At 33.7% G+C, this 18,205-nt stretch carries 12 protein-coding genes; 4 read left to right on the top strand and 8 right to left on the bottom strand.

Features of this window, described 5'->3' with window-relative positions; all coding sequences use genetic code 11:
- Window positions 1–21 precede the first annotated feature (21 nt).
- Genes ACRD62_RS02710 through ACRD62_RS02700 form a run of 3 tightly spaced genes read right to left on the bottom strand, consistent with a single transcriptional unit; the run spans window position 22 to window position 4,303 of the window.
- Window positions 22–2,457: an SUMF1/EgtB/PvdO family nonheme iron enzyme gene (locus tag ACRD62_RS02710; protein WP_430818579.1), complete on the bottom strand. Its 2,436-nt coding sequence runs from the start codon at window positions 2,455–2,457 to the stop codon at window positions 22–24.
- 17 nt (window positions 2,458–2,474) lie between these two features.
- A complete protein-coding gene (locus ACRD62_RS02705) occupies window positions 2,475–3,254 on the bottom strand; it encodes a PP2C family protein-serine/threonine phosphatase (protein ID WP_430818578.1) in 780 nt (259 codons plus the stop codon).
- 59 nt (window positions 3,255–3,313) lie between these two features.
- Window positions 3,314–4,303 carry an FHA domain-containing protein gene (locus ACRD62_RS02700; protein WP_430818577.1) on the bottom strand — a complete coding sequence of 330 codons (990 nt, stop codon included), beginning with the start codon at window positions 4,301–4,303 and terminating at the stop codon, window positions 3,314–3,316.
- A gap of 203 nt (window positions 4,304–4,506) precedes the next feature.
- Here ACRD62_RS02700 and ACRD62_RS02695 point away from each other — a divergent pair, with 203 nt between their 5' ends.
- Complete coding sequence (locus ACRD62_RS02695; protein WP_430818576.1) at window positions 4,507–5,226, top strand: LytR/AlgR family response regulator transcription factor; 720 nt, start codon at window positions 4,507–4,509, stop codon at window positions 5,224–5,226.
- Between the two features lie 3 nt (window positions 5,227–5,229).
- Window positions 5,230–7,335 carry a sensor histidine kinase gene (locus tag ACRD62_RS02690; RefSeq protein WP_430818575.1) on the top strand — a complete coding sequence of 702 codons (2,106 nt, stop codon included), beginning with the start codon at window positions 5,230–5,232 and terminating at the stop codon, window positions 7,333–7,335.
- 9 nt (window positions 7,336–7,344) lie between these two features.
- Here the strand turns inward: ACRD62_RS02690 and ACRD62_RS02685 are convergent, their stop codons facing one another.
- The 5 genes from ACRD62_RS02685 to ACRD62_RS02665 all read right to left on the bottom strand — a co-directional run bounded on the left by ACRD62_RS02685 (window position 7,345) and on the right by ACRD62_RS02665 (window position 15,769).
- Complete coding sequence (locus ACRD62_RS02685) at window positions 7,345–8,046, bottom strand: phosphatidylserine decarboxylase (protein WP_430818574.1); 702 nt, start codon at window positions 8,044–8,046, stop codon at window positions 7,345–7,347.
- A gap of 179 nt (window positions 8,047–8,225) precedes the next feature.
- Window positions 8,226–9,329, bottom strand: a complete 1,104-nt coding sequence (locus ACRD62_RS02680; RefSeq protein ID WP_430818573.1) for a GNAT family protein — start codon at window positions 9,327–9,329, stop codon at window positions 8,226–8,228.
- A 97-nt stretch (window positions 9,330–9,426) separates the two neighbouring features.
- Entirely contained in the window at window positions 9,427–10,509 is a 1,083-nt protein-coding gene (locus ACRD62_RS02675; RefSeq protein WP_430818572.1) for a DUF3419 family protein, read from the bottom strand.
- A 1-nt stretch (window position 10,510) separates the two neighbouring features.
- Window positions 10,511–14,920, bottom strand: a complete 4,410-nt coding sequence (locus ACRD62_RS02670; protein ID WP_430818571.1) for an aminotransferase class III-fold pyridoxal phosphate-dependent enzyme — start codon at window positions 14,918–14,920, stop codon at window positions 10,511–10,513.
- Window positions 14,921–15,091: 171 nt separating this feature from the next.
- Complete coding sequence (locus ACRD62_RS02665) at window positions 15,092–15,769, bottom strand: DUF4405 domain-containing protein (RefSeq protein ID WP_430818570.1); 678 nt, start codon at window positions 15,767–15,769, stop codon at window positions 15,092–15,094.
- Window positions 15,770–15,985: 216 nt separating this feature from the next.
- Between ACRD62_RS02665 and ACRD62_RS02660 the strand changes: the two genes are divergently transcribed.
- Window positions 15,986–17,386 (top strand): alkaline phosphatase, encoded by a 1,401-nt coding sequence (locus ACRD62_RS02660; protein ID WP_430818569.1) that lies wholly within the window; start codon window positions 15,986–15,988, stop codon window positions 17,384–17,386.
- 177 nt (window positions 17,387–17,563) lie between these two features.
- Window positions 17,564–18,139: an ExbD/TolR family protein gene (locus ACRD62_RS02655; RefSeq protein WP_430818568.1), complete on the top strand. Its 576-nt coding sequence runs from the start codon at window positions 17,564–17,566 to the stop codon at window positions 18,137–18,139.
- Window positions 18,140–18,205: the final 66 nt, after the last annotated feature.

The following is an 18,205-nucleotide window of genomic DNA, read 5'->3' as shown; positions in this document are numbered from 1 at the left end:
AGTTGAAAAATTGATATTTTATTAATTACTTTTCACACATCTAAATCCTATCTCAACAGATCTTTTTTGTGGTTTTTCTGCGCCCCTGTGTTTAACCTGTAATTCTCTTGTCGGGCTTTTATATCCTCCTCCTCTAATAATCTTCTTGTCACCAGATTGTGGCCCCAAAGGATTATTTGAAGAACTGTTTTTATAAAATTCAGCATCATAAAAGTCATAACACCATTCCCAAACATTTCCACTCATATCATATAAACCTAGCTCGTTAGGATTTTTTGATTTAATAGTGTGTATACTACTGGTATTGTACCAGGCTACCTGATTAGCGATGTCACTACCACTATATTTATAACTTTTTGATACTCTTCCTCCTTTTGCTGCATATTCCCATTCTGCCTCGGTCGGGAGTCTTTTGCCTACCCACTGTGCATATCGCATAGCCTCATTCCAGGAAATATTAACAATAGGTTGATTTGCACTCCATCCTTTAGAAGGTTCAGTTGGCATCTTCAGTCCATTTATCTTACAAAACCTTCTGTACTCTTCTACAGTTACTTCATAAGCATCCATTTGAAATGAAGAAACCTGTACCTGATGTTTCGGCTTTTGATCCTGACTTGACTGATCGCTTCCCATTTCAAAAATGCCGCCATCAACCATTACCATCTTGTTCTGAGCTTCATTTATCCAATATTGAGCAAGATTTTCTTTGATTTTACTAATCTGATCTCTTAAATCAAATGACTGATATCCCTCCTTAAAAGCTTTAGAAAATAAATCAAAAGCTCTTTCTAAGTCTCCTCCGGCAATTGCTTCATTGGCTTTTACGATATCTTGATTTAATTTTTCCTTGACATAACTTAATTCTTCACTAAGTTGTATAATACGTCCATTTACATGATCATCATTTGGTTTATATTTCCGTGCTTGTTGATAAAAAAACAGAGCCGAATCACTATTTGATTCCAAATAATGATAATCAGCCAATTCAACAAGTTTATCAAATTTCAATCCTTTTAAAATCTTGGAATCTTCAATTGCCTTTGTAGCTTTTTCTTTTAATTTTAATGCAGTTTTGTTATCTGGATCTAATGTTAGTGCTTCAATACATTGGTTTAGACACTTTTGATAACTTCTTTTATCAAAGGCAGTATTAGCCTGGTTAATAAAATACTCCAAATTTTTCTCTACTTTAACAACCGATTCTTTCTTGTCCTCATCTTTGGGTTGTGGGTCATCGTTAGTTGTTGTTAATCCACCTACTTTGCCTCTAGTAGAATCAACCTCATTTCCTGTAACAATTAGGAGGTCTGTTCCTTTATTTGAAATTTCAAGAATAGGTTCATTTTTAATGTCAGACTGATTAACTAAAGCTTTGGGAGTAGTAACAGATGCATCTGATTTAATTAAAAAACCAATAGCAATTAATGTTACAAAAATTAGGAGAGCAACACTACTTAATGCGATAACTGCAGAATTTACAACCTTAGTATTAAACAGATTTCTCTTTGCCAGAAAAACTTTTTTATCGCCATTTTTTAAGAGCAACTCTAAATCATAGGCAGTTTTGGGACGCAAATCAGGATTTTTCTCCAAACACATATTTGAACAGTCTTCAATCCAGTTTGGAATTCCTTTATTAAAATGAGATACTGGTTTATGTTTCTTATTTATAATGGCATTTATCGTGCTTAGTGGATTTTCCGTCTTAAAAGGTAACTGCCCTGTTAAACATTCATACATCACTACTCCCAGACTGAAAATATCGCTTCTTCCATCAATATTTTCAGCATTCGCCTGTTCAGGACTCATATAATCTGGTGTCCCAAGAATTGCACCAGCCTGTGTCAATTGCGTATTTTGTTCTAAATGGGCAATACCAAAATCTGTTAAGACCGGCCTACCTTCCTTAGTTATAAATATATTTGAACTTTTTATATCTCTATGAACCAAATGTTTTTCATGAGCATATCCTAAAGCATTTGCAATAGGGGCAATTGTCAGTACAAGATCACTTGGAGTAAGCTTACCCTCTGATCTGATTATTGAATGTAAATCCTTGCCATCCAATAATTCCATCGATATAAAATGAATTCCTTTTATCGATCCTACATCATAAATAGTAACAATATTAGGATGTCTTAGGGATGCTGAAACTTGTGCCTCTCTGTGAAATCTGGCTAGAAACTCCTGATCATGAACCAAATTGGGATGCACAACTTTAAGTGCTACGTATCGATTCAGGTTCTTTTGAATAGCTTTATAAACTGTTGCCATACCCCCTTTTCCTAAGGCACTTATAATCTGATAATGATTACTTAATTCTTGTTTTATGATAGTATCAACATTCTGGTTATTGTATATTGGCAATTGCGACAATATACTTCCACAATGCTTACATTTAACAGCACCTTCCTTTATTACTTCTTTACAAAATGGACAGATTATTGTATGCATATTCAATTAATAATTTATCACTTAACCTTGCTTTTCTGACTAAGATAGATAACACTAATATTGTCATTTGAACCATTTTCCATTGCTGATTTAATCAATGTCCTACTAACATCATCTATATAATTACATGTATTGATAGCAGCTTGTATTTTTGTTGAGTCATTAAACACATCTGCCGTTATCAATCCATCAGAACATAAAAGAAGTCCATCTCTATTTTTCAACTTATAACTCTTTCTTCTCTTAGGAAATAAATCAGGTGTAATATTTTTACCGTCTACTGCTTTTGTTACCAGATGTCCATAGTTTTTAATCATGCTCTCAGACAGATTTTTCCCTTTTTTTTTCTGTTCTTCAAAAACATAACTATGATCCATAGTCAGTAATTTCAGTTTTCCTCTGCGACGCAGATAAATCCTTGAATCTCCAATATTCCCTATTGCATATCTCCCCTTATAAATTAGAACCATTGTCAGAGTGGTACCCATACTTGATCGTGCAGGATTTTCAACAATATCATCTGCAATGTTTGTTTGCGCAACCAAAAATGAATATCTAATAATTTCCTTTAATGTCTTTCTACCTTTTACAATTGATTCAATGCTCTCCTTTACGCAATCGACAATAGCATTAATTGCAATTTCACTGGCTACTTCGCCAGCATCCATTCCCCCCATTCCATCTGCCACTGCAAATACAAACAAATCATCTAACGCTAATGCACATATACTATCTTCATTATTTCCTCGAAGTCCTGCATCCGTTTCTGCAGAATAATAAAGTTCATATTTTGCCATATGTTCATATAAAGAATTACCCTCATTAGAAATAAATGAGGGTAACTTTATTTAGTATTCTAATTCAATAAGTACTTAATTTCAACCTCACCTAATGATATTATTGCATTTGGAGATAGTTCTATTGTTTCATCAGGCATTAATTCTTTTCCATCTACTTTAGTCAAGTTTGTTTTACTCAGGTTTTTGACTTTAATGTTACCATTGCTTTGTATAATCTGAGCTTGTTGTCTGGAAATAGTTTTTTCTTTTAAATGAATATGAGAAAACATATTTGATTCATTTGAATTTTCTCTACCGATTGTAACAATGCTTGTTCCATCACTCTGAGGAGATCCTGCAATCTTAAACTTTTTACCAATATCTGCTCCTTTCAATATTTCAAGTTCTCCCGGTATGAATTTCATTGTTTTAGGATCAGCTTTAGGTATGATCATTGTTTTAAGCTCCTCGGTATTATTTTGTACGGTTTCAATATTAGAAATTGAAACCTTGGTTTCTGCTGAATTTGCAGTCATATGAGAAGTATATGAAGGTTTTACATTCTGTATACTTTTACTCTTTTTCGAAGAAACAACAAAAGCTATAATAATTAGAGCTAATATTATTGCACCTCCAGCAATCACCAATATTAAAAAGTTTTCTTTCCACCAAGGTATTGCTGGTGTTGGAGTAAAAGGATTCGAGGGCTCTACAATTATAAAGGCATCATCGCTTAACTGATTTCTATAGGTTTCACTTATATAGTAAAGTCCGTTATCAGCATTATAAGTCAAGTATCCTTTTACATTATATTTTTTATTTGTAATTGGATCTTCAGTACCATCAGTATGTACCATTATGATACCTCCATATTTATCCTTCAACCAATAATCTTTGAAGTTAGATTTGTTTGCATCTTGAAGTTGTGTAACTAATCCATCAACTTCAACAATTTCTCCCACTCTTTGAGAGGCATTGTTTAAAATCTGAGATACTCTTTCTGCCTTAACAGTTCCTGTTAATCCCATTAAAAGACAAAGGGATAGCGCAAATAATATTCTTTTCATTGTATAAATTTTGAGTTTGACAGCGATATCCTAAATTAAGCTGTTGTGGATTATTAACCAACTCTGAATCACGCATATTCAAAGACAATTAATAAACCGTTATGTATATTTAACCAATGATATAATTCATTTAACCAATAAAACTTCCACTTTTTCAATTTTTTGCGTAGTTTGCAAATAGATAGCCATTATAAACCTAAACCATGTATAAAGTAATTATCGCTGATGATGAGCAACATGCCATTAATCTAATGGTTGAGTTGCTAAAGTCCTTTCCTACATACATTGTGGTAGATAAAGTGACTAATTCAATAAAATTGCTACCATCCATTCTTAAAAACAAACCGGATCTGGTATTGCTTGATATTAATTTTGGCAAGGACAATGGTATAGATTTGGCTAAAGAAATAAATCAACTTGAATTGAATACTGAGATCATTTTCGCAACAGCATATGCAGAGCACGCGTTAGATGCATTTGATTGTAAGGCTTGCGATTATTTAATGAAACCAATTTCTATTAGTCGATTTTCGAAAGCACTAAAACACTTTGAAGAACATAAACATAATGACATTCAAATAGAAAAATTAGTTAATAACACACTACGCTTTAATACTCAGCAAGGATTTATTATTGTAAAGCCCAACGATATAATTTGTTTAGTTGCGGATCAGGTTTATACTACTATTCACACATTTGATAATAAAAAGCATCATGTATCCATTAATATAGGGAAGATACAAACAATGCTTGATGATAATATTTTTATTAGAAGTTCCAGATCCAGCCTTATAAACATTAATTACCTTAGGGAAGTATCCCGTAAAAAAAGAACTTGCATTGTAGGTATAAATGGGTATGCTCAGGAAGTAAAAATCAGTAAATCAGGCATTGACCTATTGGAAGAATATTTTCACCAATAAAATATGAGAAAAAAATTATCGAATGTTCTATGGTTATTCAACCTAGTTATAGCCATTCCTTTAACTTTACTTATAATACTTGCCATTCCTATAAACTTTAATCAGTATCATGTGAATGTATCTCACATTAATATGGCTGACGACAGAGATCATGGTCGAGTTAAATATTATGATCTTAATAATGATGGAATTAGTGAAAGAGTAATTGTTCAAACAGATAACTACACAAAAAATGCAAGTTTTCAAATTAATGATACAAACTATAATCTACTGGGTCAGGTTAATCTTGAAGGAAAACTAAATGGTTCTTTAAATACATTCGCTTTAGGTCCTATTTTTGATAATGAATACCATGATATCTCATTATTAATAATTAGAGAAGATTCTATATTTCTTGCTCTTACAGACATCTCATATTATCAGGAAGATAATAATATAGATGGGAAAACTCAATATATTTTTCTTGATCAAATTCTAAAAAACAAATATGGATCTTATGATTTTACTTATGGTATTTTTCTTCACGATGCAGATAAGAATAACCGACCAGAAATTTATATTTCGTTGAATGCTGGATACTCTATAAAACCAAGAAAATTTTACAAGTATGATCCATTAACTCAAAAGTTGTTTAAATCCAAAACAGATGGATCATGCGGCAATGGAAATGTGTGTTTCTATGATTTTGATAATAATGGATATGATGAATTATTTGGAGCTTGTTATGCTCCATGGAACATAAAAGATACCACTGATTATCATTTTCATGATCAGAACAGTTATGCAATGGCCTTTAATCGAAAATTAGAATTCTTCTTTGATCCCATTATAAACTATGGAGGTTTTACTTCAGTTAACGTTCAAATATTAGACAAACCAGAGAACCCTTATATAGCAGTTTTAGAATCGTTTGCAACAAATAAAAAGAAAAGCCAAATAATAAGTATTTATGATGTCAAAGGAAAACGTATAAAAAGAACATTTCTTCCAAAACAAAAAAGATCCAATACACTTGCCTTAAATAATACTTTCCAGGATAGCTTGATATGGCTCATAAATAGAGATAGGTCAAACATTGTTACTTTAAATTCTTCATTTGATACATTACATACAATCAATATACCTGTTCCTAAATTTGGATTTAGAGAGTTACAGTTTAATGAGCAGACAACCCCAAGTCTATTACTTTACAATACTAACTCCGGCATTTATAACTTATGGCTCAATAAAGAAGACTTTATCCCAATAGAAGGAATACCTCCATCAACACCAAAGATATTTGAAATATCATTCATAAAAAACAATAAATCAATACCAGACATATGTATATTTATGGATGGGAATGAGTATATAATTGCAATTCATCCAAATAAATACTATATCTTTAAATTTCCCTATTATTTACTAATACTAATTATTTCATTTCTAACTATTTCATTTCTATTTAACATTGAAAAGAAACGTATTACTAAAATTTATAACGAGAGAGAACGGTTAAGAGAGTTAGAATTATCATCTACCTATAACCAATTAGATCCACACTTTACTTTCAATGTATTAAATGCTATTGGCGGATCAATTATGTTAGGTAAAAAAGAAGATGCCTATGAGTACTTTGCCAATCTTTCGGAATTAATTAGAATGACTTTAATAAAAGCCAAAGATTCAGCCAGAACACTTAAAGAAGAAATCGACTTTGTGAGGAAATATCTTGAAATTGAAAGATTCCGTTTTGGTTCAAAATTAGATTACAATATTGAGTTCGATGAATCAATCGATTTAGAGATCGAGATACCTAAAATGCTTATTCAAATTTTCGTTGAAAATGCATTGAAGCACGGTATAACCCCAAAAGATGGAAATGGTCAAATTAGCATCTCAATCATCAATAAAAATCAAACGATAAAAGCCACCATTGAAGATAATGGTATTGGCAGGGCAGCAGCTAAATCGTATAATATTAAATCAACTGGCAAAGGACTACATGTAATGAATGAATACATAGACCTTTTTAATCAACAGAAAAAAAGACATATAAAATTTGAAATTACTGATAAATACAATTTTAAGGGTGAAGGAACAGGTACTAAAGTCGAAATTACATTATAACTAATATAGCTAATCATTTAGTTTAGCCAAAATTGTAATCCCGGCCCTTACTTTTTGCCTTTCGTTTACAAGAATCTCAATGCTTTTTTCCTGATCGGGAATGAATAAATCAACCTGTGATCCCATTCTTATCAGACCAAAAACATCACCCTGTTTTATTTCTTCTTTATTCCTGAAGGTTACTATTTTTCTAATCCAGTTGTCTGCAATTTGAGTTACATAGACTTTGAATCGATGATTGGATATAGTATAAGAAGCTCTTTCGTTAGAAAGAATATAATCGCAGCCTTCATAATAGGGATACAAATTAAAAAACAGATTCTGCAATGCAGGAAACATCGTTTTATTGCTTTTGACGGTTGTAGGAAAGTCATGTTTAATTTTTGTGATATATCCTTCAATTGGAGCCCTGTTATAATGAACATTAAAAGGTCCCATACAAATGCCAATCAGCCAACCTGGTTGATTTAGCATTTCTTGATCATCCAGAAACATTAGTTCGTCTAACAGAATCTTTCTGCCTTTTTTAATTGCGAAAATATCTTCCCCCGGTATTACCTTGCGTATGTAAACAATAAAGCCATCAGCAGGTGAAAGAATATAGTTTTCATTATATTGAATGGTACGATTAGGATTCCGGAAGAAAAACCAGAAGCGCCACACAATAAAAAGAATAACGATTAACAATACTATTAAACCAACTATAATCATTTCAATATCAGGCTATTTTTCTTACTATTTTATCTAAAAAACTGAACAACCTGGTTCCCATAAAACGATCAATGAAGCGAGCCATCAGTAACAAAACTACTCCTATAGTCCAATAGATAACGATCAGAAAAAAATTATATAAGTCGATAAGTATGTTTTTAGTTCGTTCTAACATCGTTTTATAACATGGCTACATCAATATATGGCAAATTGACTTTCGTTTCATTAATCATGTTCTCATCAGCTACACTCAGAATAATATGCGACTTAACTGATTGACTAAAGAATCCTTTTGTTGCCTTTAGTAAAGGATCATCTTCACTACTACCAAAAATAACACTATTGTTCTTCTTCGTTCTGTATTCATTATAAATTCGTACAAGCAAAGCTCTCATGATCCCCGAATTTCTGTCTTTTACAGCATAATCAGTCAGGTAAACCTCCTTAAAACATTTTCCCTCATCGGGAAGGGTTGGAAAACCAAACAAGTATGCCAAAACGGAATAGACAAACCTGGTCATTCTAAGATTCAAACTCAACTTTAACACGCGTGTTTGCTTAAAAGAACCTGTATCCCATGCTGCACATACACCAACCACTTTATTATCTTTCTCCGCCAGATAATAATTTTCAATTGTTAATCCAGGCTTCTTATTTAAATTAGCTTTGAATGTTGATTCATCGACATATTGTCCGAAAAGACGATTTGAATATTCAGTTTTTAATAACTCAATAATCGTTGGTATATCTTTTATGGTTGCCCTTCTAATTTCATACTTCCGTGATTCTTTCTTTTTAAAAGTAACCAGAATATTTCGTACATCCAGTGTTCCAACTGTTTTTGAAAAAGGAACGTATGGAAATTTCTTATGTCGTCGTGATACATGACTCAATGCATCATTGTTACCCTGCATAATTATTGCATAACCCACCTCAGCATTTTTAAAAACCAACTCAGAAGCCTTGTAAAAGAATCCTTTATTACGGGCTTCTTCCAACACGTAAAAATCGGTAAAGTGATAAACTTCACGGGTTTTCCCATTGATATAGGCCTGATGATACCCCATCAGGATAAATCCAACTAATTTTTCATCCTTAAAAAACCCAATGTATTTGGCAGGATTATACTTTAACTCTGCCAATTTAAAAACATCAGGTTCCCTGTCGAAACATATCTCAAAACCACCAGATTTTATCGGACACGATTTCAAAATATCAAGCATCTGCTGATTATAGGAACGATCCAAAAGAGCTACTGTATATTTTGATTTGTTTTTAATCATATCTGATTTCTTTGACTCCATCCTTTTTTTCAATACTGTTAATCGGATCGGATCTCAATTACATGATAATTAGTAAGATGCGACACAAAGTATCCTATTATTTTATAATCATATAAGGTACAATATTATAAAAAGGATAACGATCTGTTTTAATAATTTCCTCCCCTAAAGATGTCTCTGAGATAACAGTCTCTGTTAATTTATCCGGCATTGGATGTAAATGATGAATAAACCTTGAGCTGATTCTTCCATTGTTTGCAGATACTTGAAAGACCAATTTCATTAGCTCATCAAACTCTTCTTTATTAACCCAATCACTAATATTGGAGAGATGAAACCTATTAAAATCTCCCGGCTGACTTTTTTCAAGAAACTGTTTTAGTGCTATCGTTTCAATGGTTAAATCCAAGAGATTTCTTTTGATATTTTTCACTCCTGATTCTGTCAGATAATCTGGTAAAGCATCTTTAAATAAAACCTTTCCAAAGAATGTATATTGCAAAAAGTAATTCTTATAAGCCAGAGTAGAGCAACAAAAATCTCTGAATCTTTGAAAAAAGAACTCAGCAATATTATTCTTCCCTGAATTCTTAAATCCTTGCTCAGCTATTGCATTTCCCTTATAAATTCTGGGGTGAAATATTATTTGAAACAGTTTATTGAGTCGTTTTGTATTGAGCTTATTATCGAAGTATGAATATTGATCTTTTACATTATCAAACTCCAGTAATCCTTGTATCTTTTTCTTTCCTACAATGGCCAAACCAATAGAATTAAAACGCGCCATGTATTGCTCAAATCTTCCCGCATTAATGACTCCTTTTTCTATCGCCAATCTGTTTCTTTCCCAAAATTCTGATTCCTGGGTGGTAAACGAGGTTGATAATTTATTGTAATATTTTAACCTGACGTCCTTTTGTTGAGGCATAAACCCTAAAAAACCAGCCGCTTCTGCAGGTTCAAGATATTGAAGTGCTTTAATTTTAAGCTTTAGTAATTGATTCTGATTCTCATTTATATCGATACATTTGATTTTAACACTATTTCGGGCCAATAAATTTAAGGCTACATCCCCTGCACTGGAAATTGATAAAAGATGATCACCATCTTTCAGTTTCAGTGCCTTTTCTTCTGACTCAACGTCTTCCTGAGATAATCCAAAATCAAAAAGAGGATTCATATTACGTTGTTTTAAATGTTTCGGCATCCTCTATCTTGTCCAAGAAATGATACTTGCGGGCTAACCGTGTCACTTCTTCCACTCCTTCTCTGCTTATTTTGCCTGTTAATGATGAATAAATAGGTTCCAGACCATTAAGTATAGCTTCAGCACCGCAGCAATAGATGGTACCTTTGGCTGTTTTAGAGCCCATAAAAAAATCCTTTTCTCCGGGTAATGTAATTCTTGAACCAAAAGAAAGATAGGTAACATTTTCCATTTTCTGCACATCTTCAGAAATTGCAGAAGGAACTGAAACATCACAAATTACAATCTTTTCGCTGGTACTTACATGATGTGGATAAACCAAAGGATCATTGGTGTTGGAAGCTGTTATAATCAGATTGCAGTTTTTCAATTCTTCCATCCCTAATCCGAGTCTTACTTTATAGGCATTATCATTTAACTCAGTTTTAAGATCACCCAATAAATGATTCAACTTGTTTTGATTTCTGCCTAGCAATATGATCTCTTCCCAATTAATATTTTCTCCAAGCAGGCTCTCGGTAATAATAGATCCAATATTACCGGCTGCACCAATTATGGCACACCTGATTCCCTCATTCAAATTCAGATTCTGAATAGTTTCAACGATTCGCGTAATTCCGCAGGCTGCCGTAAGAGTGTTTCCGGTAATAATCTTAATATCATTAGAATTCACCAAGGACAATCCGTTATTACTTATGATTGAGGTGTATGCTCCCAGACTAATGGTTTTAATGCCTAACGACACAGCCAGATCAACACATTTCTGAACATGTCTAATGATCTCACTCTGTTTATTCTGACGGTAATACTTTTCAAGAATGGCTGAATCAACGGGTAATAATATTAGACTAAAATGAATCTTGTCTTTGAGAATGTTTTTTGAAAACAACACGACCGGTTTCATCTGCATTAAAACCTGAAGTTTATTAAACAAAAGCCATAAACCTGTATCAGAAGCCTTGCAATACTCCTCACCCAGATTACGGAGTTCAAGTGTGGGATGCACAAAATGAGCAATCATAGCAACCTTTTCAGCTCCTTCGGTAGGTTCTTCCAAATCAGTATTTAAAAAATCAGAAACTGCCATTCCTTTGTTGTCAGAAAATGGATCATCACTCATCAATGACTTTACCAGACTATAAGTGTTATTGTCACGAATATCTTGACACAAATGACCAAAAGCCTCAACCAGTTTTAAAACCTCTTCATGGGTAATATAGGCAGATGGCTCAACCCTTATAACATTGGGTGCTGATAAAGAAGGCAGAACACGAATATTAAACCTGTTTAACAGATAGGATGATAAGAGTAAACCTAAATCTTTTTCATTGTAAAAACATCGTAAAAGAAAATTGCTATGCTTTGAGAAATCGCAAAACCAGATACCCTGCATTAATCCTTTTCCTTCTATTTTTTGAATGATTTCGGGATATCTATGCCTAAGTTTATCCAATTCAATTCGGATGAAAGCTCCCTTTTCAGCACATTTATCAGCTAACTGGTCTTTTTCGATTATATCAAGAGTGGCAATAGCCAATGAAGCAGCCAAACCCGAATTAGCAAAAGTTGAACTATAATAATCAGTAAACTTCTCATAATAATGTTGCTTATCAATCAAAACAGCTGAAATCTTCTGATAATTGCCTCCGAGCGCTTTTGCAAAAAGATAATAATCGCCCTTGATACCTTCGGACGCCAGAAATGAACCCGAGCGCCCCAAGCCACATTGTATCTCATCAATAATCAGGGGAAATGAATATTCTGAAAGTTGTTGTAATACCTTATTATCCACACAACGGATACCGCCTTCACCGACAACAGGCTCTGCAATAGCACCAACCACAGAGTCAAAAGCAAACTTTTCGACAATCAGTTCCTTATTACGATATACTATTCGTTTAAGTTGAATGGAATTGTTGCTTATTGCATCTTCCAATCTTTCTTTCCAATTTTCAGCTTGATCGTCAATAAAGATTGTATTGAAACCTAAAATAGGCGAAAATTTTTGTCTCTTTTTATTATTACCTAAGAAATTGCGCGAACCAAGTGTATGACCATGAAAACCTTCTTTTAAAGATATAAAGGATGGTTTGGTTTCTTTTATAATCGTATAATTATCATCCCAAATTTCGGAAAGTAAGGAGCCCGCTTCCGCTCCAAATTGTCGGTACTGATTCTCCTTTAGTTTATCCAATTGATTAATCCATTCCAAATAAGCATGATGCAAGGCCATCTCAACGGCTTCCGAACCTGTTGATCCAAATAAAACATTAAACACTTTACCGGTAGATTTCCCAACAATATCATTTAGTTTTCGGGCCAATTCACCAATGGGCCTTTGAATACTTCCCTGATCAGATAAAGGTATTTGATCATGACTAATAAAGTCCGCTAAGGTCTCTTTTAATTGTGAATTGTTGTGACCAAGCAAATTGGTTCCAAAGCCCCCTGTAAAATCAAGAATCTCCACTTCCTCATCATTTCTCATCGTAAACAACGAATCCTTCTTTGCCCTGTGATAAGTATAATCCATACCTAATGCCTTAAGCATCTCTCCCATCCTTGGATTATGATAATAGGAAAACGAGGTAACCTGCTCTTTTTTATTTTTAACGTAGTTTATTATTTCTCCGTTTGTAAATATCTCGGTTAGACTACTAATCTCCTTTGCGTAATGCTTGCGTAGCAAAAACCTCGAAACATTTCCCTTTACCGTTGCCGGAACAATATCATTAATCAATACAAACCGAATAATTGTCCGATGTCGAAATTCGAAAGGCTCCAATGTGCTGCTAAGCCGGTTATTCAATTCTGTAATTCGAGCCGAAAACTCATCAATTATTTTTTTCTCAACTACCTTGCCTCTGTTTAAATTATTATCGTCTATAAAAAGTAAGGCAGCTAATCCGGTAATTCCTTTGATAGGAAAAAACTCAATATGTTTACATATCGATTCAAGTGGTTGATAATACCTGTATAATATCTTAACCGGAATCTTAACGCCAAAACCATCTTTAATAAAATCAGATTTTTTTCTTCCCTCATAATAAATCAGGTTGTCAGCTTTTAAACTTACTACGTCACCGGTTTCGAAGTAGCCAACAGGTGCAACAGAATCATCAAAAGCATCATCACTAATACAACTCATCCCAAATTTTGACTTCAGAAAAAGCTCATATTCATCTTTCGATCCTTCCATCTTCTTAAGTCCCAGTTTTACACCAGGCAGGGGAGCACCCAATGACTCACGATCCTTAAGACTATCATTCTTTAGTAACAAAGTATTTAGTACTTGCTGTGTTTCAGTTGTACCAAGAGCATTGTGCATTTTTATACCAAATGCAGATTCAATTTCCTGAATTGTATTTTCATCAATCCTTGCACCACTGGATATTAAAGTTTTAAATGATTTCGACAATACTTCCTTTAACTCGGGAAAGAATCGCATCAACTCCAGAAAAAGTTTATATACTGAAGGACCTCCGGTAATATGTTCCGGTTTCATCTGTAAAAGAAAATACCTTACAATTTCAGGCTTTTCAACAAACCATTCTGTATTAATGATACAGATCGGATTTCCAGTCCATATTGCATTAAAAAATGAACGAATGCCCATGGTGTGGTTGAACATTGGCGTAAAACACCTGCCACCCATAACATTGTGATTATAAAAACCAGCTTGTTGCCAACTTAAGCAGTTAAAGATGAATCCTTGCTGGTTATAATGGATCAGTTTCGATTTACCAGACGAACCAGAAGTTGTAATTAATAAAGCCTCTGTTTTTAGCGATGTCTTTTCTTTGATTTCATCATAGATTGGACTACAGGTAAAATCAGAATCACCAGGTTCTTCATCAATCAGCTTGTTCAACTTCAGATCCTTGTTGATATCTAAAAATAATAATCCGAGTTCATTGGCAATACCCTTTAAACTTTTTACCTGCTTTTTTTCGTTGTCATGTTGAGGTAGTCCGTCTATTTCTGATTCCGGTAATACAATACCCTTACAATTGGTTTGTTGAATCCAGTCCTTTACATCACTAACCTCAACGAACATAGGCAACAAAACCCTTATTCCATAGGAAGTAAGAGCAGCAAACAGTAAAGCGATATACAATTCATTATTCCCGGCTATACTGGCTAAAAGCACGGTATCTCCAGCAGATAAACCTTTATCTTTGATATGCTTATATAATTCAAAAAGTATATGCCGAAACTTTGGCAGGTTAATCTCTTTGTAGTAATTACCAATATGACTCAGTATGATATCCGCATTCTCATTTCTTTGCTCCTGATCCTCGAAAATAAGCTGAGCAAGGCAATGTGGATAATCCACAGACAAATCCATATCGTTTTCAAGTACAATATCAAAAAAATCGCTCATTTGTCTGATCCAGTTAGATGATTGATTTCCCTAATATATAAATTACGAAAACAAATACGATATGGAAAGTATAATTACAATATAATTCACTAGTTATTAAGTTTTTTTGACTGAATGCAAAACTTTACGTTATAGATATAAAATGAATGTATTTCTACAAAGTCAATAAACTTATTTTTTTGCTATTTTCTCTTCAACAAAGTCTCTTAAATCATTCATATCAAAGCCATAATCTTTCTTTAACCTGCCCAAACGTTCTCCACTCATTGTTACTGGCACATCAATTGCCGATGCCAGGTCTTCAACAGGGATAACGTACTTATCTGCAACTTCCTGAAGTGACATTGAACCATAAATCTCAACGGAGTAATCTTCGTGTTCGGATGTATGAAATGTAGTTCCTTCATTTATTGAATGATCATTACGTCTTAATTCATTCCTATCTTCACGCCCATGACTACTGCTACCTTCCACAACCTGAGGTTTAAGAAAAAGAGGAGCAATTACAAGCAGAACAGTAATAATTATAATGGCTATCGTTAGTAAGACTCTTAAAATTCTACCCTCAAACATTCTTTTGTAAATAGCTACAATTAATTTCCAGTGAAAAACAATGTGAAGGATCAGTAAAAATACAAGTATCAAACCCAAAATAAGGTGTACATCACCCCATTGATGTCGATCGAAACCCCAAAAATACAACTCTACATTTCTACCGTAAACTTCATGTCGTTGTGAACCTGGAATAAGCATATATTCCATTAAAAAACCGACACCTACCACCATCATCATAACGATGAACATAACAATGTCGATAATAAAATTAAGTTTGATTTTTGTGAGTCTCATGGATTTAGGGTATTAAGGTTATATACAAGGATAAATGAAAATGATAAGTTTTATTAATTCTGATTTTGCAGATACCCAGATTAATTAAGGTAAATATCATACTTAATAATGAATCAACCAACTAATTGTCTGATTACAATTATTTTTAAATTCTTAATCATTCTTTAAAGTATAGTTAGATCGATTTTTCTATTTTCACCCTTTCAAAAGAAAAAAATGAAAAGAAGAGATTTTATTAATACCGGATTACTAGCAGCGTTAACCGGAGCACTGGCAACGCCTACAATACTTTCGAGTTGTAAAAATACTGTTTCAAAAAAAGCCCGTAACATCATTTTTATGGTGAGTGATGGTATGAGTTCGGGGACATTAAATATGGCTGATCTGCTTCTACAGAAAAAAGAAGGAAGAGGCAGTACATGGATTGATTTATATCGCAACAACAGAGTCACCAAAGCCTTTGTAGATACAGCTTCCGCTAATTCGCTGGTTACCGATTCAGCAGCAGGTTCATCGGCCTGGGGAAGTGGACGAAGAGTAAATAACAGCACATTAAATGTTAATCCCGACGGATCGTTTAATAAACCTATTCTGCAGAAATTTAAAGATGCCGGTAAGGCGGTTGGATGTGTTACAACCGTTCCCATTACTCACGCTACCCCTGCAGGGTTTTCTGTTAATTTCAAACACAGAAACATGCAGGATAAAATTGCCTCTAAATACCTGGAGCTTCAATTTGATGTTATGATGGGTGGAGGAACTGAGTATTTCGATGGCAGTAAACGGGAAGATAAAAAAGATATATTTGGCGATTTTGAAAATGCCGGTTTTCAAGTGATTAGAAACAAGCAACAAATGGCTAAAGCTACTAAAGGAAAACCAGTTATAGGTGTTTTTCATGAAGATGGTTTGCCATACAGCCTGGATTTGGAGAATGATGCTGAACTAAAGGCAAAGATACCTACATTAGCTGAGATGACCCGAAAAGCTATCGAACTTATGGGCGATCAACCTGAAGGATTTGTTTTACAGGTTGAAGGTGGTAAGGTTGACTGGGCAGCTCATGCAAACGATACAACTGGCTTGATTTATGAGCAAATTGACTTTGATAATGCAGTTGCTGAAGCTATCAAATTTGCTGAAGGACGTGACGACACTTTGGTAATCATTACGTCTGACCATGGGAATGCCAATCCGGGGCTTATTAAAAGTGATAAGGTGGATGCTAAATTTGAAACTTTGTTTAATGTAAAACACACCAACGACTGGGTTTTATTTGGCATCACTAAAAACGATAAACCATCGCATGTGATTGAACGAATTCAACATGCCCAAAACATTGTGATTTCTGAAGATGAAGCCAGACAACTTCTAAAAGCATATGATTCGCATGAAGAAGGATTATATAATGCTTATAACCTTCCTTTCGAACCTTTAGCACAGATACAGAAAAATTATACATCTGTTGGCTGGTCGGGCATGAATCACTCTGCCGATTTTGTTGAATTGGCCATGTTTGGTCCGGGAAGTGAAAAGCTTACCCCCTTTATTAAAAATTATGAGTTACATAATTTTATGCTTCAGGCTGCTGAAGTAAATGAACTTGTTATACTATAAAGAATTAAGTTGAATATGCCCGGAGACTCTTTCGTTTGAATGAGTCTCTTTTTTATTTCACACAAAACTAACCTGACTATTCTTATCATAAAAGAATATTTTTTGTATATTACAATTGTGTAATCGCAAATTCATTTGCAGGGTCATTAATTACAAACAATAATTAATGATACCATTATGAAAACAAGAGAAACACAAGAAGTAAACGCTGGGTCAATGGCTGACATAGCGTTTTTGTTATTAATCTTCTTCCTGGTAGCTACAACCATGGATACCGACACAGGAATTGGAACATTACTTCCACCCTATCAGGAAGAGCCTGATCCTACCAATCAGGCCAAAAACGACCGAAATGTATTTGAAGTTTTGGTAAATGCCGATAATCAGTTAATGGTTGAAAAACAATTAATGGATATTTCGCAATTAACTGAAGCCACCAAAAAATTCATCCTCAACCATGAGAATGATCCGAAATTATCGGAAAAAGAAACTAAAACAATTGCATTCTTTGGACCAAGTGAAGTTAGCAAAGGAGTTATTTCGCTGCAAACAGCCAACGATACTCAATATCAAACCTATCTGACTGTTCAAAATGAAATATTAAGAGCTTTTAATGAGTTACGTAATGATCTGGCTAAAAACAAATTTGGTAAAGAATATCAAAAGCTGAAGAAAGAAGAGAAGGATGCCGTAAGAGAGATGTATCCGAAGTTAATCTCAGAAGCCGAACCTGTTAGATTATCTACCAAATAAAATAAAAAAAAGGACATGATTTTTTAGCAGAATCATGTCCTTTATAATCATTTATAATTTAGTTCT

This window comes from Carboxylicivirga caseinilyticus (genome assembly GCF_050589785.1).
Taxonomy (GTDB): Bacteria; Bacteroidota; Bacteroidia; order Bacteroidales; family Marinilabiliaceae; genus Carboxylicivirga; species Carboxylicivirga caseinilyticus.
The sequence above is the reverse complement of the archived record's forward strand: the minus strand, read 5'-3'. Positions and strand labels throughout refer to the sequence as shown.